Origin of the sequence: Streptomyces sp. NPDC046860, from assembly GCF_040645115.1 — a bacterium.
Taxonomy (GTDB): domain Bacteria; phylum Actinomycetota; class Actinomycetes; order Streptomycetales; family Streptomycetaceae; genus Streptomyces.
Map to the genome: position 1 here is coordinate 285,349 of NZ_JBEYXQ010000008.1, position 26,398 is coordinate 311,746.

At 73.0% G+C, this 26,398-nt stretch carries 20 protein-coding genes; 10 read left to right on the forward strand and 10 right to left on the reverse strand.

From position 1 onward, the window contains the following. Positions 1-9: 9 nt before the first annotated feature. On the reverse strand, positions 10-402 hold the full coding sequence (locus ABZ898_RS14945; protein WP_361657671.1) for an NTP pyrophosphohydrolase: 393 nt from the start codon (positions 400-402) through the stop codon (positions 10-12). 72 nt (positions 403-474) lie between these two features. Between ABZ898_RS14945 and ABZ898_RS14950 the strand changes: the two genes are divergently transcribed. Further along, positions 475-1,356 carry a hypothetical protein gene (locus tag ABZ898_RS14950; RefSeq protein WP_361657674.1) on the forward strand — a complete coding sequence of 294 codons (882 nt, stop codon included), beginning with the start codon at positions 475-477 and terminating at the stop codon, positions 1,354-1,356. A gap of 30 nt (positions 1,357-1,386) precedes the next feature. On the opposite strand, the gene ABZ898_RS14955 is transcribed toward ABZ898_RS14950, so the two are convergent. Next, on the reverse strand, positions 1,387-2,457 hold the full coding sequence (locus ABZ898_RS14955) for an LCP family protein (protein WP_361657677.1): 1,071 nt from the start codon (positions 2,455-2,457) through the stop codon (positions 1,387-1,389). A 469-nt stretch (positions 2,458-2,926) separates the two neighbouring features. Here ABZ898_RS14955 and ABZ898_RS14960 point away from each other — a divergent pair, with 469 nt between their 5' ends. The 5 genes from ABZ898_RS14960 to ABZ898_RS14980 are packed head-to-tail and all read left to right on the forward strand — an operon-like array spanning position 2,927 to position 11,942. Next, positions 2,927-4,624 (forward strand): stealth family protein, encoded by a 1,698-nt coding sequence (locus ABZ898_RS14960; RefSeq protein WP_361657754.1) that lies wholly within the window; start codon positions 2,927-2,929, stop codon positions 4,622-4,624. Then, positions 4,621-5,562, forward strand: a complete 942-nt coding sequence (locus ABZ898_RS14965; protein WP_361657680.1) for a hypothetical protein — start codon at positions 4,621-4,623, stop codon at positions 5,560-5,562. Before ABZ898_RS14960 ends, ABZ898_RS14965 begins: the two co-directional genes overlap by 4 nt. Positions 5,563-5,570: 8 nt before the next feature. Further along, positions 5,571-8,441, forward strand: coding sequence for a stealth conserved region 3 domain-containing protein (locus ABZ898_RS14970; RefSeq protein WP_361657683.1), 2,871 nt, complete (start codon positions 5,571-5,573; stop codon positions 8,439-8,441). A 50-nt stretch (positions 8,442-8,491) separates the two neighbouring features. Continuing rightward, on the forward strand, positions 8,492-10,495 hold the full coding sequence (locus ABZ898_RS14975; protein ID WP_361657686.1) for a PIG-L family deacetylase: 2,004 nt from the start codon (positions 8,492-8,494) through the stop codon (positions 10,493-10,495). Positions 10,496-10,553: 58 nt separating this feature from the next. Further along, positions 10,554-11,942, forward strand: coding sequence for a GDSL-type esterase/lipase family protein (locus ABZ898_RS14980; RefSeq protein ID WP_361657689.1), 1,389 nt, complete (start codon positions 10,554-10,556; stop codon positions 11,940-11,942). Between the two features lie 63 nt (positions 11,943-12,005). On the opposite strand, the gene ABZ898_RS14985 is transcribed toward ABZ898_RS14980, so the two are convergent. The 5 genes from ABZ898_RS14985 to ABZ898_RS15005 all read right to left on the reverse strand — a co-directional run bounded on the left by ABZ898_RS14985 (position 12,006) and on the right by ABZ898_RS15005 (position 18,675). Next, positions 12,006-14,135 (reverse strand): 3-hydroxyacyl-CoA dehydrogenase NAD-binding domain-containing protein, encoded by a 2,130-nt coding sequence (locus ABZ898_RS14985; protein ID WP_361657691.1) that lies wholly within the window; start codon positions 14,133-14,135, stop codon positions 12,006-12,008. Continuing rightward, complete coding sequence (locus ABZ898_RS14990) at positions 14,132-15,349, reverse strand: acetyl-CoA C-acyltransferase (RefSeq protein WP_361657694.1); 1,218 nt, start codon at positions 15,347-15,349, stop codon at positions 14,132-14,134. Before ABZ898_RS14990 ends, ABZ898_RS14985 begins: the two co-directional genes overlap by 4 nt. A 158-nt stretch (positions 15,350-15,507) precedes the next feature. Beyond that, on the reverse strand, positions 15,508-16,794 hold the full coding sequence (locus ABZ898_RS14995) for a ribonuclease D (protein WP_361657696.1): 1,287 nt from the start codon (positions 16,792-16,794) through the stop codon (positions 15,508-15,510). A gap of 223 nt (positions 16,795-17,017) precedes the next feature. After that, positions 17,018-17,683: a response regulator transcription factor gene (locus ABZ898_RS15000; RefSeq protein WP_031181634.1), complete on the reverse strand. Its 666-nt coding sequence runs from the start codon at positions 17,681-17,683 to the stop codon at positions 17,018-17,020. A gap of 305 nt (positions 17,684-17,988) precedes the next feature. After that, positions 17,989-18,675 carry a DUF3000 domain-containing protein gene (locus ABZ898_RS15005; protein WP_361657698.1) on the reverse strand — a complete coding sequence of 229 codons (687 nt, stop codon included), beginning with the start codon at positions 18,673-18,675 and terminating at the stop codon, positions 17,989-17,991. 98 nt (positions 18,676-18,773) lie between these two features. Here ABZ898_RS15005 and hemE point away from each other — a divergent pair, with 98 nt between their 5' ends. After that, the gene (gene hemE, locus ABZ898_RS15010; RefSeq protein ID WP_361657701.1) at positions 18,774-19,841 is read left to right on the forward strand and encodes a uroporphyrinogen decarboxylase; all 1,068 of its coding nucleotides are present in this window, start codon (positions 18,774-18,776) and stop codon (positions 19,839-19,841) included. 10 nt (positions 19,842-19,851) lie between these two features. Here the strand turns inward: hemE and ABZ898_RS15015 are convergent, their stop codons facing one another. Beyond that, positions 19,852-20,676: a rhomboid family intramembrane serine protease gene (locus ABZ898_RS15015; RefSeq protein ID WP_361657704.1), complete on the reverse strand. Its 825-nt coding sequence runs from the start codon at positions 20,674-20,676 to the stop codon at positions 19,852-19,854. 87 nt (positions 20,677-20,763) lie between these two features. On the opposite strand from ABZ898_RS15015, the gene ABZ898_RS15020 reads away from it, so the two are divergent. Continuing rightward, positions 20,764-21,672 carry a hypothetical protein gene (locus ABZ898_RS15020; protein WP_361657707.1) on the forward strand — a complete coding sequence of 303 codons (909 nt, stop codon included), beginning with the start codon at positions 20,764-20,766 and terminating at the stop codon, positions 21,670-21,672. Here ABZ898_RS15020 and ABZ898_RS15025 read toward each other — a convergent pair. Continuing rightward, positions 21,588-22,985, reverse strand: a complete 1,398-nt coding sequence (locus ABZ898_RS15025) for an FAD-dependent oxidoreductase (protein ID WP_361657710.1) — start codon at positions 22,983-22,985, stop codon at positions 21,588-21,590. The two genes, ABZ898_RS15020 and ABZ898_RS15025, sit on opposite strands and share 85 nt — an antisense overlap. A 37-nt stretch (positions 22,986-23,022) precedes the next feature. Continuing rightward, on the reverse strand, positions 23,023-23,970 hold the full coding sequence (locus ABZ898_RS15030; protein ID WP_361657712.1) for a DUF4349 domain-containing protein: 948 nt from the start codon (positions 23,968-23,970) through the stop codon (positions 23,023-23,025). A 149-nt stretch (positions 23,971-24,119) separates the two neighbouring features. Between ABZ898_RS15030 and hemG the strand changes: the two genes are divergently transcribed. After that, positions 24,120-25,571 carry a protoporphyrinogen oxidase gene (gene hemG, locus ABZ898_RS15035; protein WP_361657715.1) on the forward strand — a complete coding sequence of 484 codons (1,452 nt, stop codon included), beginning with the start codon at positions 24,120-24,122 and terminating at the stop codon, positions 25,569-25,571. A gap of 5 nt (positions 25,572-25,576) precedes the next feature. Next, a complete protein-coding gene (gene hemQ / locus ABZ898_RS15040; RefSeq protein WP_361657718.1) occupies positions 25,577-26,308 on the forward strand; it encodes a hydrogen peroxide-dependent heme synthase in 732 nt (243 codons plus the stop codon). Positions 26,309-26,398: the final 90 nt, after the last annotated feature.

Below are 26,398 nucleotides of genomic sequence, written 5' to 3' on the forward strand. Positions count from 1 at the left end.
GAGTGTCCCTCAGCCGAGGGCCGTACGCGGACCGGCGACGTCGGCGCCCAGCGCGCCGACCCGGCGGCGCAGTTCGCGGTCCGCGGTGACCACCAGCCGGTCCCGGTCGCCGGACCCGGCGACCAGCTCCACGATCCAGTCGTCGCCGCTGCCCGGCGCGGACTCCACCCGCACCCCGGGCACGGACTCCACCCCGCGCGCCGCGCCCTCCACCACGAGCACGATCTCCGCGGGGTCGGTCCGGCCGGGCAGGCCGTCGCTGGCCAGCCGGTCCCGCAGCCGCTCGGCCGCCCCCTTGCGGTCCTTCCACCAGCCGTCCGGACGCGAGCCCATCACATTGGCGCAGTCCACGATCGCCAGCAGGGGATCGTCCTGATCCGCAACACCGTGTACGTCGTCCATGGACCCAGGGTCCCACGGGAGCCGGGCGGAGGCGCGGTCCGTGGCCCTGACCAGGCAGATTATGGTGATCCGGTGAACGGCGACTGGCTCATACGCGGCCGCGACGACCGGCTCGGTGTCTACCGGCCCACGGACGACGGCGTCCTGGCCCGCGCGGAGCACCGGCCCGGCGGCTGGACCGCCCCGCGCAGGGTGGGCGGCGAACGGAGACTGAGCAGCCCCGGCCTCGGCGTGGGCCAGGGGGCGGACGGCTACGCCCACCTCGTCTCCTGGAGCCCGGCGGGCAAGGGCGAGGCGGTGCTGACGCACTCCACCCACTACCGCCCCGATCTCGCCGCGCTCGACTGGGCACCGATCGGCCACCCCGACACCAAGGGCCCCCGCACCTCGGCGCCCGCGGTCGCGGTGGACGCCCAGGGCCGGGCCCATGTCTTCGTGGTCAACGCCGGCCACGGCCTGAGCATGAGGGCCCAGCGGGAGAAGGGCGGCTGGGACTCCTGGCGCGACCTGCACGGCTCGCGGGTCCAGGACGGCCTCGCGGCGGTGACGGGGGAGTCCGGGCTGGTCGAGGTGTACGGGCTCGTGCCCGGCGGCATCCTGCACTGGTCCCAGGAGAAGCCCGGCGCGCAGCCGGCCGTCACCGGGTCGCTGGAGGTACGGGCGAGGCCCGGCACCCTGTCCGCGCTTCCCACCTCGGCGCACAGCACGACCGTGTTCTTCACCGACCCCGAGGGCATGCTCTGCGCCTGGCGCCCCCGCTCGGCGCCCCTCGCGCTGCTGCCGGCGGCCGGTCCGGGCCCGGTGCTGCCCGAGGACGCGCGGGTCTTCCTCACGGGCGGCGCGGACACCGGGCGGCTGAGCGCGGCCGCGCTCTCCCCGTCGACCGGCCGGCTCGTCCTCACGCACCGCAAGGGCGAGCCGGGTCTCGCGCTGGAGCCCTGGCGGGAGGTCTGACCCGCGCCGCCGGGCGCGAACGTGCCGCCGTTACGGCGTGGCGCCGCCGCGGGCGGGCGACTTCCTGGCGGAGTCGGGGACGACCCCGTCCGTGCGCAGGGCCTCCCAGAGCTGCTTGGCCTGGGGATCGGCGGCGACCACCCGGTTGGGGTCCTGGGTGTCGTACCGCACCGGGAGCATGATCGTCTCCATGGTGGAGGTGTCGACGCCGTTCATGCTGCGGCTGAACTCGGCGAGCTTGGTGAGGGAGGCGAGCCCGGAGTCGGTGGTCAGCGCGGTGGTCAGGTCGTCCGCCACGGCATAAGCCCTGGTGGGGCTGCCCATCAGGTCCTGCCGCTTGATCTCGGCGAGCAGGGACATCAGGAACTTCTGCTGCATCCCGATCCGGCCCAGGTCGCTGCCGTCCCCGACGCCGTGCCGGGTGCGGACGAACTGGAGCGCCTGGGTGCCGTCGAGCCGGTGGGTGCCGGCGGCCAGGTCCAGGCCGCTGGAGGAGTCGTGGATGTCCCGGTCCACGGTGACGGGCACACCGCCGATGGCGTCGACCAGGCCCTTGAACCCGGCGAAGTCGATCTCCACGAAGTGGTCGAGCCGGACGCCCGACATCTTCTCGACCGTCTTGACCACACAGGCCGGACCGGCGGCGGAGTAGACCGAGTTGAACATGACGCGGCCGGCGGACGGCAGCTTCGTCCCGTCGCCCTTGACGCACTCGGGACGGGTGACGAGGGTGTCGCGCGGGATGCTGACGGCGACGGCCTTCTGCCGTCCCTCGGGTATGTGGATCACCAGCGCGGTGTCCGAACGCGCCCCGGCGACATGCCCGGTGCCCGTGGCGGCGTTGGCGCCGGCACGCGAGTCGGAGCCGAGCACCAGGACGTTCTGCCCGGAGGTGGGCAGCTTCGGCGGGCGGTCGTCCCCGAGGGTCTTCTCGATGTCGACGCCCTTGATGTTGCCGTCGAGCCGGCTGTACATCCAGTACCCGGTGCCCGCGCCGGCCGCGACGACCACCGCCAGGGTGAGCATGACCCACCGTCCGGTGCGGCGCCGCCGGGGCGCCTTGACCGGGCGTGAGCTGTCGGGGGCCTTGGATGTCGTCATGACGTCGCTGTCCTCGTTCGCTGATCAGTGCAGAGAATGTGCATGTTATGTGATGGCTTGATATCCGCCTATCGGACCGGAGGCGAGGCGGGTGTGACGCCGACTCAGTGGAGGTCAACAGGTTGTACGGATGTGGGATGTGCGACAGGAGTCCCCGGAAACCCGCCCTCTTCTGGACAGTTCGCAGGTCAGATGTAAATATTCCGTGTGATCGGTGAGGCTCAGGTGAGCCGTAGTCACCACCTCGTGAACGAGGGGTGATCGACAGGTCGGTGACTGCGGCGACGAGGGCGACGGTCGCGGTGACGGGTGGGGGCGGCCACCGGTGCGTTCTGCGCCGGTACGAGTTGGATGGTGTGGAAGTCGGGTGAGCCTGAACAACCCCGAGGCGAGCGCGCTCGTGTCGACATATCGATCTGTCGTTCCGGCCGGCGCGCGGCGCTGGATCGTGCGACGGGTGCCCGGTTCGATGCGCACCTCGGTGAAACGCTCACTCGCCTCCGCCGACGCCGTGCGCTCCGCGGCCGTCGTCCGGGCCATGGAGGGCCGCCGCCGCGCGGACGTGGACAGCGCCGACGGCGTGCGACGCGTCGTCAAGGTCGCGGGGAAGTTCCTCCGCGCGGTCGAGGTGCCGGGCGCCACCGAGTGGGCCGCCCGCGCCCGCAACCTCCACCTCCTCGTCTCCTTCCTGGAGGAGGCCGGGATCGACTACTTCTGTGTGCGCGGCACCGCGTCCCAGCGCCTGCCCTGCGTGGCCGTACCGGCCCGGCTGCGGACCCGCTTCGAGGAACTGCTGCGCATCGCCTTCGCGGAGTACCCGGGATACGTGGGCACCCAGAGCCCGGCGCAGCTGCGGCCCGGCAGCGCGGTGGCGAGCTGGCGCGCGCTGCGCGGGACGCCCGTGCTGCGCGTGGCCTGGGTCGTCTGCGACCCCACCGGACACCTGGTCTTCGGCGCCGAGTCCGGCTGCGACGTCGAGTTCTGGGACGAGCGGGACGGCGTGCTCGTCGCGCCGCGCCCCAACAAGGTGGCGACGGAGATCCCGGCGGACGCCGGCCGCTGCTGGGGTCAGCAGAAACGATTCAGTACCGTTCCCGGCCTCTACACCACCGGCCACGCCCGCACCGTCCCGGAGTTCCTCGCCGCGCTGCCGGACGACCACCTCTTCCCGATCGACGTCGTCTACACCTGGGTCGACGACTCCGACCCGGCGTGGCGGCGCAGCCGCGAACTGGCACGTGGCGGACTCGCCGCCGGTGAACTGCACGAGCAGGCCGCCAACGACTCCCGCTACACCAGCCGGGACGAACTCCGGTACTCGCTGCGCTCCATCCACCAGTACGCGCCCTGGGTCCGCGACATCCACCTGGTCACGGCCGGACAGGTGCCCGCGTGGCTGCGCACCGACCTGCCCGGCCTCCGGGTCGTCGACCACCGCGAGATCTTCAGCGACCCCGGCGCGCTGCCGACCTTCAACTCCCACGCCATCGAGAGCCAGCTGCACCACATCCCCGGCCTCTCGGAGCACTTCCTCTACCTCAACGACGACGTGTTCCTCGGACGTCCCGTCGAGCCGGGGCACTTCTTCCACCCCAACGGACTGACCAAGTTCTTCCAGTCCAAGGCGCTGATCCCGTCCGGCCGGGTCAGCACGGAGGACCTGCCGGTCAACGCGGCCGGCAAGAACAGCCGGGGCCTGATCGCCCAGCAGTTCGGCACCGTCATCTCCCAGAAGATGAAGCACACCCCGCACGCCCTGCGCCGCAGCGTCCTCGCGGAGATCGAGCAGGTCTACGACAAGGCCCACCGGGTCACCCAGCACTCACGCTTCCGCTCGCCCGGCGACGTACCGATCGCGTCCTCGCTGCACCACTACTACGCCTACGGCTCGGCCCGGGCCACCGTCGGCGACATCCGCTATGCCTACATCGACCTGGCGGACGGGCTCGCCCAGCGCCGGCTCGACAACCTGCTGGCCCGCCGTAACTTCGACACCTTCTGCATGAACGACACGGTCACCGCCGCCGATCCCGAAAAACAGGCCCACATGGTCGCCACCTTCCTGGACACCTACTTCCCGGTCCCCAGCCCCTACGAGGCCCAGGCCGAGGCGCGCCTGCCCCGGCGCCTGCCCCGCCGGGGAGAACTGGGAGTCACCACCTCATGAGTGCCCGCTCCACGACCGGCGGCCCGCGCCGCCGGCTCCGCGCCCTCGCGCTGGCCCTGCGCACCCGCCTGATGACGGGCCTCTTCGTGCCCCTGCGCCGCAGACGCAGCGCCGTACTGCGCTACGCGGGCATCCTCGACGGCCAGACCGTGAACCTGCACGCCGAACTGCCGCGCTCGGCCGGTGTGCCCGAGCACGCGGAGGTCGTCCTGCGCCGGCGCCGCCGCACCCACCGCGCCGAGGCCCGCGTCCACCGGGGCACGGCGGGGGAGACCCTCGTCGACGCCGCCGTCCTGCTCGGCGCCGAGGTCGGCGGGGTGCCCGTCTCCGGCGGGCGCTGGCGGCTCGCGCTGCGGGTACGCCGCGGCCGCCGCACCCGCACGCTGCCGCTGGTGCTGCTCGAACCGCCCGTCCCCTACGCCGGGCCGACCAAGCCCATGACCGCCTCCCCGGTCACCGGCGACCGCCACCGGATCGGCCGCTCCTTCCGGGGCAGCGCGCGGATCGCCAGCACCGTGGCGAACCCCGCCGTCGAGGTCGCCAAGGTGCGCCTCGGCCACGCCGGGGTGAGCGTCGACTTCCGGGTCCTCGGCACCCGTGCCGCGGACCCGTGGGTGGAGTTCGCCGCGTCCGGCCGCACCGTCGAGCGGCCCGTCACCGCGCTCGGCGACGGGCTCCTGCGGGTCGAGGTCCCGCTCGGCGAGATGCCCCCGCGCGGCAGCCGCCCGAACCACTGGGACGTGCGGCTGCGCGACAAGGGCGGGCTGTCGCTGCGCCTCGGGCGCCGGCTGCACGACGTCCGCAACCCCAAGCGCGTCTTCGCCATGCGGCGGCTCGCGGTCACCCCGCCGGGACACCCCACCATGATCGTCGAACCGCGCTACACCCCCGCGGGAAATCTCCGGATGACCTGCACGCGCATGCCCGAGGCAGGCTGAACCGACAGATGAAGATCACTTTCCTGCTGACCACGGCCGACGCGGTCGGCGGCACCGAGCGGGCGGTGTTCAACCAGGCCTCCGAGCTGGCCGCGCGTCACGACGTGCGGGTGCTGAGCGTCTTCAAGAGCAAGGCCGAGCAGTTCTTCACCCCGGACGCCCGGGTCCGCGTCGACTACCTGATCGACCTCACCGCGACGACGCCCCGCCCGCTGCGGCCCTCCTCGGTTCAGGACCCGGTGTGGGAGGGGCTGGCGGCGCAGCCGAGCGAGATCGTCGACCGCTCCTGGGAGTCGGCGTTCAACCGCCTCTCCGACCTGGAGCTCGGCCTCGAACTCCAGAGCACCGACACCGACATCCTCATCACCACCACCCCCGCGCTGATGGCGCTGGCCGTCCACTTCGCCCCGGCGCACGTCATCACCGTCCACCAGGAGCACCGGGTCTCCGAACTGCGCGGCACCAGCGGGGAACCGCTGCGCCGCCACGCCGCCAGGCTCGACGCCCTCGCGGTGCTCAGCGAACGCACGCTGGAGTGGTTCGCCGAGACCCTCGGGGACGCGGCGCCCCGCCTCGACGTCGTACCCAACGCGCTGCCCAGCGGGTTCAGGCCGCGCTCGACCCTGCAGACCCGCACCGTGGTCATCGCCGGGCGGCTCGTCGCGGAGAAGCAGATCGACCACGCCCTCGCCGCCTGGGCGATCGTCGCGCGGCACCACCCCGACTGGCAGCTGCGCATCTTCGGCGACGGCCCGCTCAGCGGCGCCCTGCGCCGGCAGATCGACATGCTCGGACTGCACGACTGCGTCCAGCTCAACGGCAACTCGCGGCACCTCGCCGAGGAGTGGGCCAAGGCCAGCATCGCCACCCTCACCTCCCGCAACGAGGCGTTCGGCCTGGTCCTCGCCGAGGCGCACGCGGCCGGCGTCCCCGTCGTCTCCTACGACTCCCCGAACGGACCGCGCGAGGTCGTCATCGACGGCCGCACCGGCATCCTGGTCCCGCCCGGCGACACCGAGGCCCTCGCCTCCGCGCTGATGCTGCTCATCCAGGACGACGAGCTGCGCCGCGACATGGGCGCCGCCGCCCTCGCCTCCGTGAACCGCTTCGCGCCCGCCGTGGTCACCGCCCACTGGGAGCGCATCTTCCACGAGCTGGTCGCCGAACGCGACAGCGGGCGCCGGGCCGTCGCCAAGGCCGAACGCCAGGCGGTGCACGCCTACTACAGCGGCCCCGACGGCATCGTGGCCGCCGCCGTGCCCGCCCCCGCCACCACCGTCCGCACCGCCGACCAGCGCGCCGTCGAACAGCGGCTGCTCCAGCGCCGCGAGCTGGTCGAGGACGGCGGCCAGGTCTGCCGGCTGATGGACTGGGAGTCCCCCTGGGACGGCGTCCAGCGCAACCTGGCCCTGGCCGCCGACGCGCTGGAGGCCGCGTCCATCCCCTACCTCGTGGTGCGCGACCACCTCATCCGGCACACCATCGCCGTGCACGCCGTGCACCGGGACGCCGTGTTCAAGGCCCTGGGCGAGCACTTCGCCCAGGAAGCGGTCTACGCGGGCGTCCTCAACGAGGGCCAGAAGACGGTCGCCACCGTCCTCGCCGGACTGGTGACCCCGTACGCCGACCCGTCCGTGTCCGGCATCCGCGTCTACCAGAACCTCGTCTCGCACTCCCGGCTGCTGCGCCTGGGCGCCGTCTACGGCTGCACCATCTCCTTCTGGGAGAACGACCCGGAGACCGAGGGCCAGCTCCAGGCGCCCGCGCGCACCCTGATCGGCGACCGGGTGCCGGGCAGCGCCATGCGCCGCAGGCCCCTCACCCTGGCGGGCCGCGCCTATCCGAGCATCGAGGCGTTCACCCGGCGCCTGCACGGCGACATCGACTTCCCCGTCGACGCCGTCTACACCTGGGTCAACGGGGCCGACCTCGCCTGGCTGGAGCGGAAGAACGCCGCCCTCGCCGCGCTCGGCATGGAGACCGAGGACGCGGCCACCAGCGCGGCCCGCTTCCGGGACCGGGACGAACTGCGCTACTCGCTGCGGTCCATCGACATGTACGCCCCGTGGATACGCACCATCCACCTCGTCACCGACCAGCAGGTCCCCAACTGGCTGGACCTGGAGCACCCGCGCGTGCGGGTCGTGGACCACACCGAGATCTTCGGCGACCGGGGCGCGCTGCCCACCTACAACTCCCACGCCATCGAAAGCCAGTTGCACCACATCGAGGGACTGGCCGAGCACTTCCTCTACTTCAACGACGACGTGTTCCTGGGCCGTACCGTGCGGCCCGAGGCGTTCTTCCTGGGCAACGGCCAGGCCCGGCACTTCATGTCGCCGACCTCCGTGCCGATGGCACCGGTCACGGAGGCGGACGAGTTCAACGTCGCGGCCGCCAAGAACAACCGGGCCCTGATGGAGCGGGAGTTCGGGCAGACGCTCGTGCACACCTTCCTGCACGCCCCGCACCCGCTGCGCCGCACCGTCCTCGCCGACATCGAGCGGCGCTACCCGGAAGCCGTCGCGGTCACCGCCGCCAACCAGCTCCGCAGCCACAGCGACGTCTCGGTCGCCTCCTCGCTCCACCACTACCTGGGCTACCACACCCTGCGCAGCGTGCCCGGCGGCATCTCCTGCGGCTTCGTCAACGTCGGCCTGAGCGAGCACAAGCCCCGGCTCAGCCGCATCCTCACGGTGCGCCCGCACGACGTGTTCTGCCTGAACGACTACCACGACGGCGACGTCCCCGAGGAGGAGCAGGACGCGATCCTCGCCGCGTTCCTGCCGAGCTACTTCCCGGTGCCGAGCCAGTTCGAGACCGGGTCGCCGCGCAACCGGCTGGCCCGGGCGGGCCGCCTGCCCGCCTGGCCGCTCTGAACCCGCCCGCCCATCCGCAGCCGACGCCCGTACGTGAGGGGAAAGCCGTCATGCAGTCCGCCGAGGAGAACACGCCGCGCCCTTCGCTGGTCCAGGTCCTCGCCCACCCCGACGACGACCTGTACTTCGTCAACCCCGACCTCCAGCGCGCCCTGGAGGCGGGGCACCGGGTCACCAGCGTGTACCTGACGGCCGCCGAGGCCGACGGACGCAACATCGACACCCGCGACCCGCACCGCATGGACAGCCCGCCGGACTACGCCGGATACGCCGAGGCCCGCCAGCAGGGGCTGCGCGCGGCCTACGCGGCGATGGTGACCGGCGACCGCGAGAGCGAGTGGGCACGCGACGCCGTCTCCTTCCCGGCCGGGGTGACGGCGGAGCGCTCGACCCTGCTGGCGGCACCCCATGTGCGGCTGTTCTTCTTCGGCCTGCGCATGGTCGACGTCCAGCACGGCTTCGCCGCCGACGTGCCGCCCGCCCGCCTGGCCACGCTGTGGACCGGGCAGGCGGGCGCCCAGCTCACCCTGAACGCCGCCGAGTCCCCGCTCGGCGGGACGCAGGAGGTCACCCGCGACGGGCTGCGCCAGTGCCTGGCCGAGCTGCTGCACCACACGCGCCCCGACCACTTCTGGACCATGGACCCCGACCCCTGGCACACAGCCTGGGACGAGGCCCGGGGGCCGGTCTCCAGCGACCACCAGGACCACACCGCGACGGCGCAGTTCGCGCTGGCCGCCCTCGACCAGTACCTCGCCGAGGGCGGCGTGCCCCCGGTCGTGGACCACTGCGTCGGCTACGGCAACAAGCTCTCGCCCAGCAACCTCACGGAGAACGCCTGGGCGGAGAAGAAGCGCGTCATCGAGGTGTACACCGCCGCCGACGGCCACGACTGCCACCGCCGCCACTGCGGCGACCGCCAGCTCTCCGACGGCTCCGACATCCGCCGCTACGGCTGGAGCACCCGGCCCCGCTACGAGGGCGGCACCGACTGGCTCCACCTCCAGGCGGACGGGCGGCTCGCCGCCTACACCGTGCTCGGCGGCCGGGTCGCGGTCCGGACCGAGAGCGCGCCGGGCAGCGCCGACTGGGACCGGCCGGTCCTGCTGCCGGGCGCCGGTCTGACCCCGGCCCTGTCGGTGGCACCGGACCGCGAGGGCGGGGTGCACCTCGTCGGTCTGCGGCGCACCCCGGGTCCGGGCGGCCGGGTGGACGTGGACGTCGTCCGCATGTGGCGGCAGGCCCACACCGGGGCGTCGACGCCCTGGGAGAGCGTCGGCAACCCCAACGAGCGGTCCCGGGACTGGCAGCGCTGCCGCGAGGCCGGCGTACCCGAGGCCGTCGTCGACCCCTCGGGGCGGCTGCACGTGTTCCTGCGCAACTTCGGAGCGGGCATCAGCGCCCGGCGCGAGACCGCTGAGGGCTGGGGCGCCTGGGAGGACCTGGGCGGGCGCGCGATGCAGGACTGCCTCACCGCCGTGCTGAAGTCCACCGGCCGCGTCCAGCTGTTCGCCGCGAACCGCGCCGGCGCCGTCCACTGGTACCAGGACGACGTGTACGGCCCGTACAAGCTCCAGGACGGCCTCACCCAGGCCGACCCCGACGCCTGGCGGCCCGCCGGCGGGATCACGCCCGTGCAGATCGGGCGCTCCCGCATGGCGGCCGTCTACCGCGAGGAGGACTCCGGCGAGGTGATGTGCGTACGGCAGCGCCCCGACGGCCGCTGGAACGAGCGGGTCGAGCGGCTCGGCGGGCACGGCGGCACGGGCCGGGTCGCGGCGCTGCGGCAGACGGCCGAGGGGCACGACCTGCTCGTCCTCGCCCGCCGCGACGGCCGCAACCGGCTGAGCACCGCGGTCCTGCCCACGCAGGAGCGGGACCGGGTGCCGCACTGGACCGCCCACGACGTGCTGATGGCGCGTCCGCCCGCCCTCGCGCTGGACCACGCGGGCCGCGTCGTGGTGGCGGTGCTGGGCACGGACGCGCGACTGCGGGTGCTGCGGCAGAAGACGCCGGACGCCGCGGAGGGCTTCGGGCCGCCCACCATCGTGTGACCGGCCGCCGGGGCCGGAGCAGACAGCAGGAAGACTTCGCGCGACACATGAGGGACACATGAGGAAGATCTGCATCATCGGGAACTCGGTGGCCGCCTCGCGGACCGAGGCCGAGGCACCGCTCGCCGGCTGGGGACAGTACCTCGGCGAGTTCCTCGGCGCGGGCTGTGAGGTGCGCAACTACGCCCGTGATGCCATGACGTTGCGCGGCTACTTCACCGAGCGCTTCGCCACGCTCCTCGGCATCCTCGCCCCCGGCGACCTGGTGATGATCGCCTTCGGCAGCGTGGAGCAGCGCATCAACCAGCTCAACCGCCACCACGGGCCGCGCGAGTACAAGGAGTACCTGCGGCTGTACGTCGAGGCGGTGCGGGGCGAGGGGGCCGTCCCGGTGCTGGTCACCCCGGCGGCCCGCTGCGCCTTCGACGAGGCGGGCGCCGTCGTGGACACCCACGACGGGTACCCCGCGCTCACCCGCGAGGCGGCGGCCGAGACCGGCGCCGCGCTGCTCGACATGGAGGCGTTCACCACGCGGATGCTCGCCGACCTCGGGCCCACCCGGGCGAGGCGTCTCTTCCGGTGGCTGGACCCCCGCGAGCACCCCGGACACCCCGACGGCATCATCGACTCCAGCCACTTCAACGACCTGGGCGCCCGCGAGGTGGCCCGGCGCCTGGCCGCGGCCGCGCTGGGCAGTCCCGACCTGCCGCGCGACCTCGTCGACCCGGAGCGGCTGGCTCCCGGCACCCTGCCCCCGGTGCTCGCCGAGTTCACCGTGAGCCGGCCCGAACTGGCCCTCACCATCGAGCCCGCGCTGCCGGAGGCGCCGGCTGTCGTCTCGCCCGCGCCCGGCGCGTTCGTCGGTGCCGCCCGCAAGCTGAGCGGCAAGGCGCCCGCCGGGGCCGACTACGTCCTCTTCTACGAGCGGGGCCGCTATCTCGGCGGCACCGCCGTCTCCGCCTCCGGCACCTGGCAGTGGCGCCGGGTCGTCAACTGGCCCGCGGGCCCGCACACGGTGGAGGTGCTCGCGGTCGCGGGCAGCGGCGTCTCGCGCACCTCGTCGGTCGACTTCCACGTCCTCGACCGCCTCGACCCGCCGCAGATCACGGGCCCCCGGCCGAACGCCTGGTGCGGTCCCAGGCCCCGCTTCTCCGGCAAGGCGGCGCACGGCGTGGAGAAGGTCATGGTGCTCGAACAGGGCAGGCTCATCGCCGAGGCCCCGGTCCAGGACGACGGGTCCTGGCGGGTCACCCACGCCCACGACTGGCGGCCGGGCACCTACACGGTCGAGTTCGTCGCGGTGTTCAGCGCCATCCACTCGGCGCCCACCGCGCTGACGCTGCGCGTCCACGGCATCCCCGAGGACAACTGGCTGCACACCTCACTGGCGTCCCGCGAGCCCTGCTCCGGCGAGTGCGCGCACTACCCGGCGATGCCGGCCTGGTGAGACGAGCGGAAGGGCCCCCGCGCCGGTGCGCGGGGGCCCTTCCCTGCTTGCGGTACGGCGGCGTTACGCGGGCACGCTCGCCACGCCCGGCGCGAGGAACGGCTTGCCGTTCACCCGCTGGGAGACACCCTCACGGTCCAGGTACGGCGTGATGCCGCCCAGGTGGAAGGGCCAGCCGGCGCCGGTGATCAGGCACAGGTCGATGTCCTGGGCCTCGGCGACGACGCCCTCGTCCAGCATGAGGCCGATCTCCTGGGCCACGGCGTCCAGCACGCGGGCGCGGACCTGCTCCTCGGTCAGGACGGTGTCGCCCTGCTTCAGGAGCGCGGCGACCTCGGGGTCCAGCTCCGGCTTGCCGCTGTCGTAGACGTAGAAGCCGCGCTTGCCGGCCTCGACGACCGCCTTGAGGTTCGGGGAGACCGTGAAGCGCTCCGGGTAGGCCCGGTTGAGGGTCTCCGAGACGTGCAGACCGATGGCGGGGCCGACCAGCTCCAGCAGCACCAGCGGGGACATCGGCAGGCCGAGCGGCTCGATGGCCTTCTCGGCGACGGCGACCGGGGTGCCCTCGTCGATGACGTTCTGGATCTCGCCCATGAAGCGGGTCAGGATGCGGTTGACGACGAACGCCGGGGCGTCCTTGGTCAGGACCGCGGTCTTCTTCAGCTTCTTGGCGACGCCGAACGCCGTCGCCAGCGAGGCGTCGTCGGTCTGCTCGCCGCGCACGATCTCCAGCAGCGGCAGGATCGCGACCGGGTTGAAGAAGTGGAAACCGACGACCCGCTCGGGGTGCTTCAGCTTCGACGCCATCTCCGACACCGACAGCGAGGAGGTGTTGGTGGCGAGGATCGCGTGCGCCGGGGCGACGGCCTCGACCTCCGCGAACACCTTCTGCTTGACGCCCATCTCCTCGAACACGGCTTCGATGATGAAGTCGGCGTCCGCGAAGCCCTCGGCCTTGTCCAGGACGCCGGTCACCAGCGCCTTGAGGCGGTTGGCCTTGTCCTGGTTGATCCGGCGCTTGCCGAGCAGCTTGTCGATCTCGGCGTGGACGTAGCCCACACCCTTGTCGACGCGCTCCTGGTCGATGTCGGTCAGCACGACCGGCACCTCGAGGCGGCGCAGGAAGAGCAGCGCGAGCTGGGAGGCCATCAGACCGGCGCCGACGACGCCGACCTTGGTGACCGGACGCGCCAGCGACTTGTCGGGCGCACCGGCCGGACGCTTGCCGCGCTTCTGCACCAGGTTGAACGCGTAGATGCCGGACCGCAGTTCGCCGCCCATGATCAGGTCCGCGAGCGCCGTGTCCTCGGCGTCGAAGCCCTTCTGGAGGTCGCCGTCCTTGGCGGCCTCGATGATCTCCAGCGCGCGGTAGGCGGCCGGGGCCGCGCCGTGCACCTTGGAGTCCGCCACGAAGCGGCCCTTGGCGACAGCCTGGTCCCAAGCCTCGCCCCGGTCGACCGCCGGACGCTCGACGGCGATGTCGCCGTTGAGGACCTGGGCGGTCCACAGCAGCGACTGCTCCAGGAAGTCGGCACCCTCGAACAGCGCGTCGGCGATGCCGAGTTCGAAGACCTGCTTGCCCTTGAGCTGGCGGTTCTGGTTGAGGCTGTTCTCGATGATGACCTGGACGGCCTTCTCGGCGCCGATCAGGTTCGGCAGCAGGGCGCAGCCGCCCCAGCCGGGGACCAGACCGAGGAAGACCTCGGGCAGCGAGAACGCCGGGATCGCCTGGGAGACGGTCCGGTAGGAGCAGTGCAGGCCGACCTCGACGCCGCCGCCCATCGCCGCGCCGTTGTAGTAGGCGAAGGTCGGGACCGCGAGACCGGACAGGCGCTTGAAGACCTCGTGGCCGCCCTTGCCGATGGCGAGCGCGTCCTCGTGGCGCTGCAGCAGCTCGACACCCTTGAGGTCGGCGCCGACCGCGAAGATGAACGGCTTGCCGGTGATGCCGACGCCGACGAGACGGCCGTCCGCGGCCTCCTTCTCGACCTGGTCGATCGCGGCGTTCAGGTTCGCCAGCGAGGCCGGGCCGAAGGTGGTCGGCTTGGTGTGGTCGAAGCCGTTGTCCAGCGTGATCAGCGCGAACTTGCCCGCGTTGAAGGGCAGTTCGAAGTGCCGTACGTGGGCCTGGGTGACGACCTCGCCGGGGAACAGCTCGGCGGCACCCTTCAGCAGCTCGGTGGTGTTGCTCACTTCTCCCCCTCGAAGTTCGGGTTCTCCCAGATGACCGTCGCGCCCATGCCGAAGCCGACGCACATGGTGGTCAGGCCGTAGCGGACCTCCGGGTGCTCCTCGAACTGGCGGGCGAGCTGGGTCATCAGCCGCACGCCGGAGGAGGCCAGCGGGTGGCCGAACGCGATGGCGCCGCCGTACTGGTTGACGCGGCTGTCGTCGTCGGCGATGCCGTAGTGCTCCAGGAACGCGAGGACCTGGACGGCGAACGCCTCGTTGATCTCGAACAGGCCGATGTCGGAGATCGACAGACCGGCCTGGGCGAGCGCCTTCTCGGTGGCCGGGATCGGGCCGTAGCCCATCACCTCGGGCTCGACACCGGCGAAGGAGTAGGAGACCAGGCGCATCTTGACCGGCAGGCCGTTCTCGCGCGCGAAGTCCTCGGACGCGATGATCGACGCGGTCGCACCGTCGTTCAGACCGGCCGCGTTGCCCGCGGTGACCCGGCCGTGCACACGGAACGGCGTCTTCAGACCGGTCAGGTTCTCCAGCGTGGTGCCCGGGCGCATCGGCTCGTCGGCCGTGACCATGCCCCAGCCGGTCTCGCCCGCCTCGGCGTTGGTGCGGCGCACCGAGATCGGCACCAGGTCCTGCTGGATCTTGCCGTCGGCGTACGCCTTGGCGGCCTTCTCCTGCGAGCGCACGGCGTACTCGTCGGCGCGCTGCTTGGTGATCGTCGGGTAGCGGTCGTGCAGGTTCTCGGCGGTCATGCCCATGAACAGCGCCGACTCGTCGACCAGCTTCTCGGAGACGAAGCGCGGGTTGGGGTCCACGCCCTCGCCCATCGGGTGGCGGCCCATGTGCTCGACACCGCCCGCGATGGCCACGTCGTACGCGCCGAAGGCGACCGAGCCGGAGACCGCGGTCACGGCGGTCAGCGCGCCCGCGCACATGCGGTCGATGGAGTAGCCGGGCACCGACTGCGGCAGGCCCGCGAGGATGCCGGCGGTGCGGCCGAGGGTCAGGCCCTGGTCGCCGATCTGGGTGGTCGCGGCGATGGCGACCTCGTCGATCTTCTTCGGGTCCAGACCGGGGTTGCGGCGCAGCAGCTCCCGGATCGCCTTCACGACGAGGTCGTCGGCGCGGGTCTCGTGATAGATGCCCTTCGGGCCCGCCTTGCCGAACGGGGTGCGGACGCCGTCGATGAAGACGACGTCCTTGACGGTACGAGGCACGATGGCTCTCCTCCAGGGTGCGGGACGCTGAGCGCTTGCTTAAGCCCCATGCTACTTATGAGTAACGTAGCTGCACAGTCCCACCCCGGCGAGCGGTGAACGTCACACCGGAACCCGGCCGGGCGGGCGCCCGCGATGCCGCCGCGCCCGCCTCCCGGTCACTCCGGCTTGGCCGACAGCACCGCCACGAGGACCGGGGTCACCTGCTCCACCTGCCACGCCCGCGCGCCGAACCCGGTGAGCGCGGCCGCCACCGTCCGCTCGTCGGCACTCGCCGGCGGCTCCCAGCAGATACGGCGCACGCTGTCGGGGGAGATCAGGTTCTCCTGGGGCATGTCCAGCTCCTCGGCCAGCGCCGAGACCCCCGCACGGGCGGCCGACAGCCGCGCGGCGGCGGCCGGGTCCTTGTCCGACCAGGCACGGGGCGGCGGCGGGCCGGTCACCTGCTGGCCCTGCTGCGGCAGCTGCGACTCCGGCAGCGCCTTCGCCCGGTCCACGGCCGCCTGCCACTGCTCCAGCTGACGACGGCCCACACGATGGCCGAAACCGTTCAGTGCGGCGAGCGCGTGCACATTGGCCGGCACCGCGAGCGCCGCCTCCACGATCGCCGCGTCGCCGAGCACCTTGCCGGGCGAGACGTCCCGGCGCTGCGCGATCCGGTCCCGCGTCTCCCACAGCTCCTTCACCACGGCGAGCTGCCGGCGGCGGCGCACCTTGTGCATCCCGGAGGTGCGGCGCCACGGGTCCTTGCGGGGCTCGGCGGGCGGGGCGGCCGCGATCGCGGCGAACTCCTCCAGCGCCCACTCCAGCTTGCCCTGCCGCTGCAGCTCCTTCTCCAGGGCGTCGCGCAGGTCCACCAGCAGCTCCACGTCGAGAGCCGCGTACCGCAGCCACGGCTCGGGCAGCGGGCGGGTGGACCAGTCGACGGCGGAGTGGCCCTTCTCCAGCACGAAACCGAGGACGTTCTCCACCATCGCGCCGAGGCCGACGCGGGGGAACCCGGCGAGCCGCCCGGCCAGCTCGGTGTCGAACAGACTGGTGGGCACCATGCCTATCTCGCGCAGGCACGGCAGGTCCTGGGTGGCGGCGTGCAGCACCCATTCGACGCCGGACAGCGCCTCGCCGAGAGCGGAGAGGTCGGGGCAGGCGACGGGGTCGATCAGGGCGGAGCCCGCGCCCTCGCGGCGCAGCTGCACCAGATAGGCCCGCTGGCCGTACCGGTAGCCGGAGGCGCGCTCGGCGTCCACGGCGACCGGACCGCTGCCCGCGGCGAACGCGGCGACGACCTCGGCGAGCGCGTCCGCGTCCGCGACGACCGGCGGAATCCCCTCGCGGGGTTCGAGCAGGGGGGTCGGCGCCACGGCCTCAGCAGGTCCCGCGTCCGGGGGCGTGCCCTCGGTGATGCGCCGGGAACTGTCTGCTGCGGTCTCTTGGGCGTCCGTCACATGCCAAGGGTATCCGCATGCTCGCGCCCCTGGCCTGCACGTTCGGCCGACGACCGCCTTGACCGGCCAAAACGCGCCGCGCGCGGGCGCATATCGGCCGGCGTACGGCGCACGCGCCGGTGCCCGTCGGCGGAACGTTCCGCCGACGGGCACCGGGAGAAGGAGCGAAGAGGAGAGGGGAGGAGGGAGGGGGCAGGGGGATGGAGCGGGGGTGGGGTGTGGGTCAGTGGATGATGCCGGTGCGCAGGGCCACCGCGACCATCCCGGCCCGGTCACCCGTGCCGAGCTTGCGGGCGATGCGGGCCAGGTGGCTCTTGACGGTCAGGGCGGACAGGCCCATGGAGACGCCGATCGCCTTGTTCGACTGGCCCTCCGCGACGAGGCGGAGCACCTCGACCTCGCGGCCGGACAGTTCGCGGTAGCCGCCGGGGTGGCTCGGGGCACCCGGCGGACGGCGGTGGCCCATTCTCGCGGCGGCGGAGCCGATGGGGGCGGCGCCGGGGCGGGTGGGCAGGCCGATGTTGGTCCGGGTGCCGGTGACGACGTAGCCCTTCACGCCCCCGGCGAGGGCGTTGCGGACGGCGCCGATGTCGTCGGCCGCGGAGAGGGCGAGGCCGTTGGGCCAGCCCGCGGCGCGGGTCTCGGACAGCAGGGTGAGCCCGGAACCGTCGGGCAGGTGGACGTCGGCGACACAGATGTCGCGGGGGTTGCCGATGCGGGGACGAGCCTCCGCGACGGACGAGGCCTCGATCACGTCGCGCACACCGAGCGCCCACAGATGGCGGGTCACGGTGGAACGGACGCGGGGGTCGGCCACGACCACCATCGCGGTCGGCTTGTTCGGGCGGTAGGCGACCAGGCTTGCGGGCTGCTCGAGGAGAACGGACACCAGGCCTCCTGGGTGGGGGGACGGGGCCGGCTTGTGGGGAAGAAGCCGGGAGGAACCGTGCTTTCAAGGTCACAGACGTCTTCGGCAGCAAACCCGTCCGCCTTTAGAGAATGATCACGATCTAGTGAGTCACAATCCGTGCAATTCGGACACGCGATCGATCATCCGAAGATCGAATCGGCTCCGGGGCGGTGCGATTCGAGTACGGAAAGTGGCCGTATCGACAAAGTGATCCTGCGGGAAGTGATCAAAAAGCAGCGCCCCGCCGGATCGGCGGGGCGCTGAACTGACGATGTGACCGCGGGCTACCGCGGCGACTGCGGACCCCTGCGCTGCGGCAGGGTCACCACCGAGCCGTCGCCCGGCCCGGCCGGGGGCAGACCGCCGACCTGGGCCAGCAGATCGCACCACGAGGCCAGATGCGCCGCGGTGTCCGGCACACCCCCGCGCCCCTCCATGGGAGTCCAGGAGGCGCGGATCTCGATCTGCGAGGCGGGCGGCCGCTCCGCGAGTCCGCCGAAGTGGTGGGAACTCGCCCGGGTGACCGTGCCGCTGGGCTCGCCGTAGGTCAGCCCGCGCGACTCCAGCGCCCCGGTCAGCCAGGACCAGCACACCTCCGGCAGCAGCGGATCGGCGGCCATCTCGGCCTCCAGCTCCGCCCGCACCAGCGTCACCAGCCGGAACGTCCCGTGCCAGGCGTCGTGCCCGGCCGGGTCGTGCAGCAGCACCAGCCGGCCGTCGGCCAGCTCCTGCTCGCCGTCGAGCACGACGGCCTCCAGCGCGTGCGCGTACGGCGCCAGCCGCTGCGGGGCGGGCGTCGGCTCCACCTCCACCTGCGGGCGCAGCCGCGCCGTGCGCAGCCCCTCCACCGCGCTGCTGAAGGCGGGGGGTACCCCCGGTGCCCCGGCCCTCCCTCTCTCCTCCGCCTGCGTGTCCTTCACGTCGTCCATTCCGCCGGAGCCGTCCGACGATCGTCCCTGAGCCGCAGCCATGCGGGGAAGAGTAAGGGGAAGCGGGCCCCGGCGCAGGGCATGACACCCCCCGAGGGCGGCGGCACTTCCGCTCGGCGGGCCGTGCGAGACTTGCGGACGTGAGTGCCAACGCGATCCCCACGGGCCAGCAGCCAGAAGCGACGTACGACAGCGCCTTCCTCAAGGCGTGCAGGCGTGAGCCCGTGCCGCACACCCCGGTCTGGTTCATGCGCCAGGCAGGCCGGTCCCTGCCGGAGTACCGCAAGGTCCGCGAGGGCATCCCCATGCTGGAGTCCTGCACGCGGCCCGAGCTGGTCACCGAGATCACCCTCCAGCCGGTGCGCCGTCACGACGTGGACGCGGCGATCTTCTACAGCGACATCGTCGTCCCGCTCAAGGCCATCGGTGTCGACCTCGACATCAAGCCCGGCGTCGGCCCGGTCGTCGCCGAGCCGGTGCGCACCCGCGCCGACCTCGCCCGGCTGCGCGACCTCACCCCGGAAGACGTGTCCTACGTCACCGAGGCCGTCGGCATGCTCACCCGCGAGCTGGGGTCCACCCCGCTGATCGGCTTCGCCGGCGCCCCCTTCACCCTCGCCAGCTACCTGGTCGAGGGCGGCCCCTCGCGCACGTACGAGAACGCCAAGGCGATGATGTACGGCGACCCCGAGCTGTGGGCCGACCTGCTCGACCGCCTCGCGGACATCACGGCCGCCTTCCTGAAGGTGCAGATCGAGGCCGGTGCCTCGGCCGTGCAGCTCTTCGACTCCTGGGCGGGCGCGCTGGCCCCCGCCGACTACCGCGCCTCGGTGATGCCCGCCTCCGCGAAGGTCTTCGAGGCCGTCGCCGGATACGGCGTCCCGCGCATCCACTTCGGCGTCGGCACCGGCGAGCTGCTGAAGCTCATGGGCGACGCGGGCGCGGACGTCGTCGGCGTCGACTGGCGGGTCCCGCTGGACGAGGCCGCGCGCCGGGTCGGCCCCGGCAAGGCGCTCCAGGGCAACCTCGACCCGACGGTCCTCTTCACCGACCGCGCCACGGTCGAGCGCAAGGCGCAGGAGGTGCTGGACGCGGCCGCCGGCCTGGAGGGCCACGTCTTCAACCTCGGCCACGGCGTCATGCCCAACATCGAGCCGGACGCGCTGACCCGCCTGGTCGACTACGTCCACACCGCGAGCACCCGCTGACCCGGACCGCTCACCACGCCTGACGGTGCCGCGCCCGCCTGCCGAACAGCAGGCGGCCCGGCTCCGGCGGGGGCGGGGTGCCGGCCTTCAGCGGCCAGGCCAGCAGCATCCCGGCCACGAATCCGACGACGTGCGCCGCGTAGGCCACGGTCCCGGTGCCGGCCTCCACGCCGCGCCCCGAGGAGTACACGGCCTGGAGGCCGAACCAGAAGCCCAGCACGATCCAGGCGGGCAGCCGGAGCGGCAGGAAGATCAGGAACGGTACGAGCACCCACACCCTGGCCTTCGGATACAGCACCAGATAGGCGCCGAGCACGCCCGCGATCGCCCCCGAAGCCCCGATCAACGGGTCACCGGAACCCGCGTTCAGCAGGGCGAAGCCGTAGCTCGCCGCGTAGCCGCAGATCACGTAGAAGAGCGCGAAGCGGACGTGGCCCATGCGGTCCTCGACGTTGTTGCCGAAGATCAGCAGGAAGAGCAGGTTGCCCAGCAGGTGCAGCCAGCCGCCGTGCAGGAACATCGACGTGAACACCGACAGCGCCGGGTCCTTGTCGTACCCCGGCGGCCCCAGCACGCACCCCGGCCCGCCCGGCCCCGTCCCCACGTCCCCGGTCGGCACCAGCCGGGGGAGCGAGCCGTGGATCATCTCCTTGGGGATCGCCGCGTACTGGTCCATGAAGGCGTGCAGATGGCAGAGCTGCGCCAGATGACTCTCCCCGACCGCCCCGGCCGCTCCGGGCGTGATCAGGAAGGCGAGCACGTTGGCGGCGATGAGCGCGTACGTCACATAGGGGGTGCGGCGCGCGGGATTGACGTCATGGACGGGTATGACCACACAGGAACAGTGCCCCGGCTGCAGCGGGTGAATCCGCGAACGGCACCCGGCCCGGACCCTTCGGACGCCGGGCGTTACCTTGCCGCCATGTGCATCTCCACCGGCGCCGCCGACTTCTCCGGGACGATCGCGTACTGCGGGCGGCGGGAGCACCCCGAACACGGCCTCGTCCATGTGCTGGGCTATCAGAACACCGCCGTGAACCTGGCGGAGGGGCCGAACGCCATGGTGCTGCACCTGCCCGCCGCCGGGCGGCTCACGGAGCGGAACTTCCTCTCCGCCGGGCGCGGCGTGGACGTGCTGCGACGGATGGTCGACGCGGTCGAGTCCGCCGCCGTCCAGGACGAGGGCATCGCGTGGATGGGTGCGGAGGCGGAGGCCGTCCAGGTCTTCGAGCACGACGTGTACACGGTGCTGCTGGCGGACGACCCGACCGCGGTGCCCGCGGCTCTGGGCCGGGTGCCCGCGCACCGGCGGCCCCGGTTCGACCCGGAGCTGCTGCGGTTCTACGCCGAGCACTTCCCCGGACACACCTTCGCCGTGTGCTGTTTCGACAACGCCGATGCCCAGCGGGCCAAGCCGTTGCTGCTCTGGTACCCGCCGCTCGATCCCGACCGGCTGACCGTGCCCGCCCTGGACAGCCACACCGGTGGCGCCCCGGACCTCGACGCGGTCGTACCGGTGGACCACTGGGTGCTGTTCTCCAGCGACCAGGCGCCCGACGGGTGGGGCGTGCCCGTCGAGTACCCGGCGGACATGCGGCACCGGCTGCGGGAGTTCCTGCCCGGTGCCGTGACGGGTCGGAGGTACGGCGACGGGCAGGCGCTGCCCAACGGTGACTTCACCATCGGCCACCAGGACCTGCTCGACGGCGACCTCGACCGCGTCGAGCGCGCGCGGCCGGTGCCGAGTCAGCCGTTCGCCCGTACCTTCTTCACCGCCTTGCGCGCCGCCACCAGGACCGGGTCCCACACCGGGGAGAACGGCGGGGCGTAGCCGAGGTCGAGGGAGGTCATCTGTTCCACCGTCATGCCCGCGGTCAGGGCGACGGCCGCGATGTCCACGCGCTTGCCCGCGCCCTCGCCGCCGACGATCTGGACGCCGAGGAGCCTGCCGGTGTCGCGCTCGGCGATCATCTTGACCGTCATGGGGGAGGCGCCGGGGTAGTAGCCGGCCCGGCTGGTCGACTCGATGACGACCGACTCGTACTGCAGGCCCGCCCGGCGGGCGTCGCGTTCGCGCAGGCCGGTGCGGGCGATCTCCAGGTCGCAGACCTTGCTGACGGCGGTGCCGACGACACCGGGGAAGGTGGCGTAACCGCCGCCCACGCCGGTGCCGATGACCTGGCCGTGCTTGTTGGCGTGCGTGCCGAGCGGGACGTACTGCTCCTGCCCGGAGACCAGGTTCAGCACCTCCACGCAGTCACCGCCCGCCCAGATGTCCGTGCACCCGCGAACGCGCATCGCGAGGTCGGTGAGCAGCCCGCCGTGCGTCCCCAGCGGGAGGCCCGCCGCCCGGGCCAGGGCGGTCGCGGGCTCCACGCCGATGCCCATCACGACCACGTCCGCCGGGTACTCCGCGTCCGGCGTCACCACCGCGCGGACCCGGCCGTCCTCGTCCGTGGCCAGACCGGTCACCTCGGTGTCGTCCACCATGGTGATGCCCATGCCCTCCATGGCCCGCCGCACCAGACGGCCCATGTCCGCGTCGAGCGTCGCCATGGGCTCGGCGCCCCGGTTGACGACGGTCACCTCGAAGCCCCGGCGGAGCAGCGCCTCCGCCATCTCCACGCCGATGTACCCCGCCCCGACGACCACCGCCCGCCGGCCCTCCGTACGGGCCAGGGTGTCGATCAGCGCCTGGCCGTCGTCCAGGGTCTGCACCCCGTGCACCCCCGCCGCGTCCGCGCCCGGCATGTCCGGCCGGATCGGCCGCGCCCCGGTGGCGATGACCAGCTTGTCGTACGAGGTCCAGGACTCGGTGCCGGACTCCAGGTCGTGGGTGCGCACCCGCTTGCCCTCGACGTCGATCTCCGTCACCTCGGTGCGCAGCCGGAGGTCGATGTCGCGCTCCCGGTGCTCCTGAGGGGTCCGCGCGACGAGCTGGTCGCGGTCCTCGACGGCGCCGCCCACCCAGTAGGGGATGCCGCAGGCCGAGTAGGAGGTGAAGTGGCCGCGTTCGAACGCCACGATCTCCAGCTCGTCCGGTTTCCGCAGCCGGCGCGCCTGCGACGCCGCGGCCATCCCCGCGGCGTCGCCGCCGATCACGACCAGCCGTTCCGTCCCGCCCCGTGCCTCACGCTTGTCCATACGAACACGCTACGGGGCCCGCCGGGCTGACGCTGCGTCAGTTCTTCTCCTCGGAGACCGGCGCACCGGTGTCCGACACCGGACGCGCCTGCGGCAGGGAGCCGGAGGGCGCCGCGGGCGCGGGGTGCGGGCGGCGCGGGAGCCGGGGGCGGACCACCCGGCGCCACAGGAGCAGCAGCACCGCGAACAGCGCCGCGAACGGCAGCACCGCGCCCACCGCCAGCGCGATCCAGCGCAGCATCGTCAGGAACGCGTGCCAGCCGCCCGACAGCGCGTCCAGGAAGCCGGGCGTGTCGTCGTCCGAGCCCGGGTGCTTGCCCTTCCCGGCCAGCGACAGGGTGATGGTCGCCAGGCTCGTGCGGTCCTTCAGCGACGCCTGCCGGGCCAGCAGCGCCTCCAGGTCGGCCTCGCGGCCGCTCAGCTCGCCCTCCAGCGCGACGACGTCGGTCAGCTTCTCCGCCCGGTCCATCAGCTTCCGGACCCGGGCGACGCTGGCCCGCTGGGACGTGATCCGGCTGTCCACGTCCACCACCTCGTCGGTGACGTCCTGCGCCCGGGCCGTGCGCCGCAGCACCTTGCCGGTGCCCTGGAGCGAGCCGAGGACCTCCTCGTACCGCTCGGCCGGGACCCGGAGGACGACACGTGTGCGCTCGCCGCCGTCGGCGTCCCGGTCGGTGCTCTCCTCGCCGACGTAGCCGCCCGCGTCCTCGGTGACCCGGCGGGCCTTGTCCAGCGCGCCGGGAACGTCACGCACCTCCACGTCGAGGGAGGCGGTGCGGATGACGCTCGGCGCGAGCCGGGGCGAGCGGGTGCCGGGCTTGGCGTCCTCCGCCGCCGCGCGGCCGCCCGCGCCGGGAGCGGCGGTCGGGGCGTCGGCGTACGACGACTTGGAGTCGCCGCCGCCCGCCTCGCTGCACCCGGCGAGCGCGAGCGAGGCGGTGAGCAGGACCCCGGCGAGAACCCGGGCCCGACGCGATCTGCGCATGTCTGTTACCCCCCGAAGAGTTGCGGTGCTGTCCTTCATTGGACGGCCCGGCCTGCGGGAACGGCCCACGCTTTCCGGTCCCGATGCGGTCACGGTCCGGTGACGTCCCGGGCACCGGGAAGATCCGCGCGGTCTGAGAGAGTGGGGGCATGAGCGCAACGGGTACGGGCACGGGCCATGTCGTCGTCATCGGAGCCGGCATCGCCGGACTGGCCGCCGCCCACCGGGCGCTGGCGCGCGGCGCGCGGGTGACCGTACTGGAGGCCGCCGGCCGGGTCGGCGGCAAGCTGCTGCCCGGCGAGATCGCGGGCCTCAGGGTCGACCTCGGCGCCGAGTCGATGCTGGCCCGCCGCCCCGAGGCGGTGGGCCTCGCCCGCGAGGTGGGCCTCGGCGACCGCCTCCGCACCCCGTCCACCGCGACCGCCTCGATCTGGACCCGGGACGCCCTGCGCCCCATGCCCAAGGGTCATGTGATGGGCGTGCCCGGCACCGCCGAAGCCCTGTCCGGGCTGCTCACCGCCGAGGGCCTGGCCCGCATCGAGCGGGACGCCGTACTGCCGCCCACCGAGGTCGGCGACGACGTGGCCGTCGGCGAGTACGTCGCCGCCCGCATGGGCCGCGAGGTCGTCGACCGGCTGGTGGAACCCCTGCTCGGCGGGGTGTACGCGGGCGACGCCTACCGCCTCTCGCTGCGCTCCGCCGTCCCCCAGCTCTACCAGGCCGCCCGCGCCCACGACACCCTCACCGCCGCCGTCCGGGCCCTCCAGGCCAAGGCCGCCGAGGCCGGGCAGACCGGCCCGGTCTTCCTCGGCATCGAGGGCGGTGTCGGCACCCTCCCGCTCGCCGTCGCCGACTCGGTACGGGCGCGGGGCGGCGAGATCCTCACCGGCACCCCGGCCCGCGAGCTGCGCCGGGACGCGGACGGCTGGCGTGTGAGCGCCGGGGACCGGGTGCTGCGCGCGGACGCGGTCGTCGTCGCCGTGCCCGCCCCCGCCGCCTCCGCGCTGCTGCGCGCCGAGGCCCCGGCCGCCGCCGCCGAACTGGCCGCCGTGGAGTACGCCTCCATGGCCCTGATCACCCTCGCCTACCGCCGCGCCGACACCGCCCTGCCCGCGGGCAGCGGCTTCCTCGTGCCGCCGGTGGACGGCCGCAGCATCAAGGCGGCGACCTTCGCCTCCCAGAAGTGGGGCTGGGTCGGTGCGCAGGACCCGGACCTGCTCGTGGTGCGCACCTCGGTCGGCCGGCACGGCGAGAGCGAGATCCTCCGGCGCGACGACGACGCGCTCACCGCCGTCGCCCGGCACGACCTGCGCGCCGCCACCGGCCTGGACGCCGAACCGGTCGCCGGCCGGGTCACCCGCTGGACGGACGGACTGCCCCAGTACCCGGTCGGCCACCACGCGCGCGTGGCCCGCGTCCGCGAGCACGTCGCCAAGCTGCCCGGCCTCGCCGTCTGCGGCGCCCAGTACGACGGTGTGGGCATCCCGGCCTGCGTCGCCAGTGCCCACGCGGCCGTCGACCAGCTCGGCGGCGACCTCGCCGGTGTGCGCGAGCTGACGGCCAACCCGGTGCAGAGCCTGCACGGCGGAGCGGGAGAATAGGGGGCATGAGTGACGACGCCCCCACCACCGAGCCCGGCCGCATCCCGAACAAGGGCAAGCTGGCCAAGGACCTCAACGAGGTCATCCGCTACACCCTGTGGTCCGTCTTCAGGCTGAAGGACGTGCTGCCGGAGGACCGCGCGGGCTACGCCGACGAGGTCCAGGAGCTGTTCGACCAGCTCGCCGCCAAGGACGTCACCGTCCGCGGCACCTACGACGTGTCCGGCCTGCGTGCGGACGCCGACCTGATGATCTGGTGGCACGCCGAGACCGCGGACCAGCTCCAGGAGGCGTACAATCTCTTCCGCCGCACGAAGCTGGGCCGCGCGCTCGAGCCCGTGTGGTCGAACATGGCGCTGCACCGTCCGGCCGAGTTCAACCGCTCGCACATCCCGGCGTTCCTCGCCGACGAGACGCCCCGCAACTACGTGAGCGTCTACCCCTTCGTGCGCTCCTACGACTGGTACCTGCTGCCCGACGAGGACCGCCGCCGCATGCTCGCCGACCACGGCAAGATGGCCCGCGGCTACCCCGACGTGCGCGCCAACACCGTCGCCTCCTTCTCGCTGGGCGACTACGAGTGGCTGCTCGCCTTCGAGGCCGACGAGCTGTACCGCATCGTCGACCTCATGCGTCACCTGCGCGCCTCCGAGGCCCGGATGCACGTCCGCGAGGAGGTGCCGTTCTACACCGGCCGCCGCAAGTCGGTCGCCGAGCTGGTGGCGGGGCTCGCCTAGGGCCTTTCTTCCGGATCAGGCCGGCTCGGGCCGACGGTGCCTTCGGGCCGACCCGAGCGGGGTCTGGTGCGTGCGGCTGCAAGGCGGAGG

Bases quoted from the DNA above. Each gene is read 5' to 3' on its own strand.
- ABZ898_RS14945 (WP_361657671.1), bottom strand. From the start codon at position 402: ATGGACGACGTACACGGTGTTGCGGATCAGGACGATCCCCTGCTGGCG.
- ABZ898_RS14955 (WP_361657677.1), bottom strand. From the start codon at position 2,457: ATGACGACATCCAAGGCCCCCGACAGCTCACGCCCGGTCAAGGCGCCC.
- ABZ898_RS14960 (WP_361657754.1), top strand. From the start codon at position 2,927: ATGCGCACCTCGGTGAAACGCTCACTCGCCTCCGCCGACGCCGTGCGC.
- ABZ898_RS14965 (WP_361657680.1), top strand. From the start codon at position 4,621: ATGAGTGCCCGCTCCACGACCGGCGGCCCGCGCCGCCGGCTCCGCGCC.
- ABZ898_RS14970 (WP_361657683.1), top strand. From the start codon at position 5,571: ATGAAGATCACTTTCCTGCTGACCACGGCCGACGCGGTCGGCGGCACC.
- ABZ898_RS14975 (WP_361657686.1), top strand. From the start codon at position 8,492: ATGCAGTCCGCCGAGGAGAACACGCCGCGCCCTTCGCTGGTCCAGGTC.
- ABZ898_RS14980 (WP_361657689.1), top strand. From the start codon at position 10,554: ATGAGGAAGATCTGCATCATCGGGAACTCGGTGGCCGCCTCGCGGACC.
- ABZ898_RS15005 (WP_361657698.1), bottom strand. From the start codon at position 18,675: ATGGCTGCGGCTCAGGGACGATCGTCGGACGGCTCCGGCGGAATGGAC.
- ABZ898_RS15020 (WP_361657707.1), top strand. From the start codon at position 20,764: ATGTGCATCTCCACCGGCGCCGCCGACTTCTCCGGGACGATCGCGTAC.
- ABZ898_RS15025 (WP_361657710.1), bottom strand. From the start codon at position 22,985: ATGGACAAGCGTGAGGCACGGGGCGGGACGGAACGGCTGGTCGTGATC.
- ABZ898_RS15030 (WP_361657712.1), bottom strand. From the start codon at position 23,970: ATGCGCAGATCGCGTCGGGCCCGGGTTCTCGCCGGGGTCCTGCTCACC.
- hemG (WP_361657715.1), top strand. From the start codon at position 24,120: ATGAGCGCAACGGGTACGGGCACGGGCCATGTCGTCGTCATCGGAGCC.
- hemQ (WP_361657718.1), top strand. From the start codon at position 25,577: ATGAGTGACGACGCCCCCACCACCGAGCCCGGCCGCATCCCGAACAAG.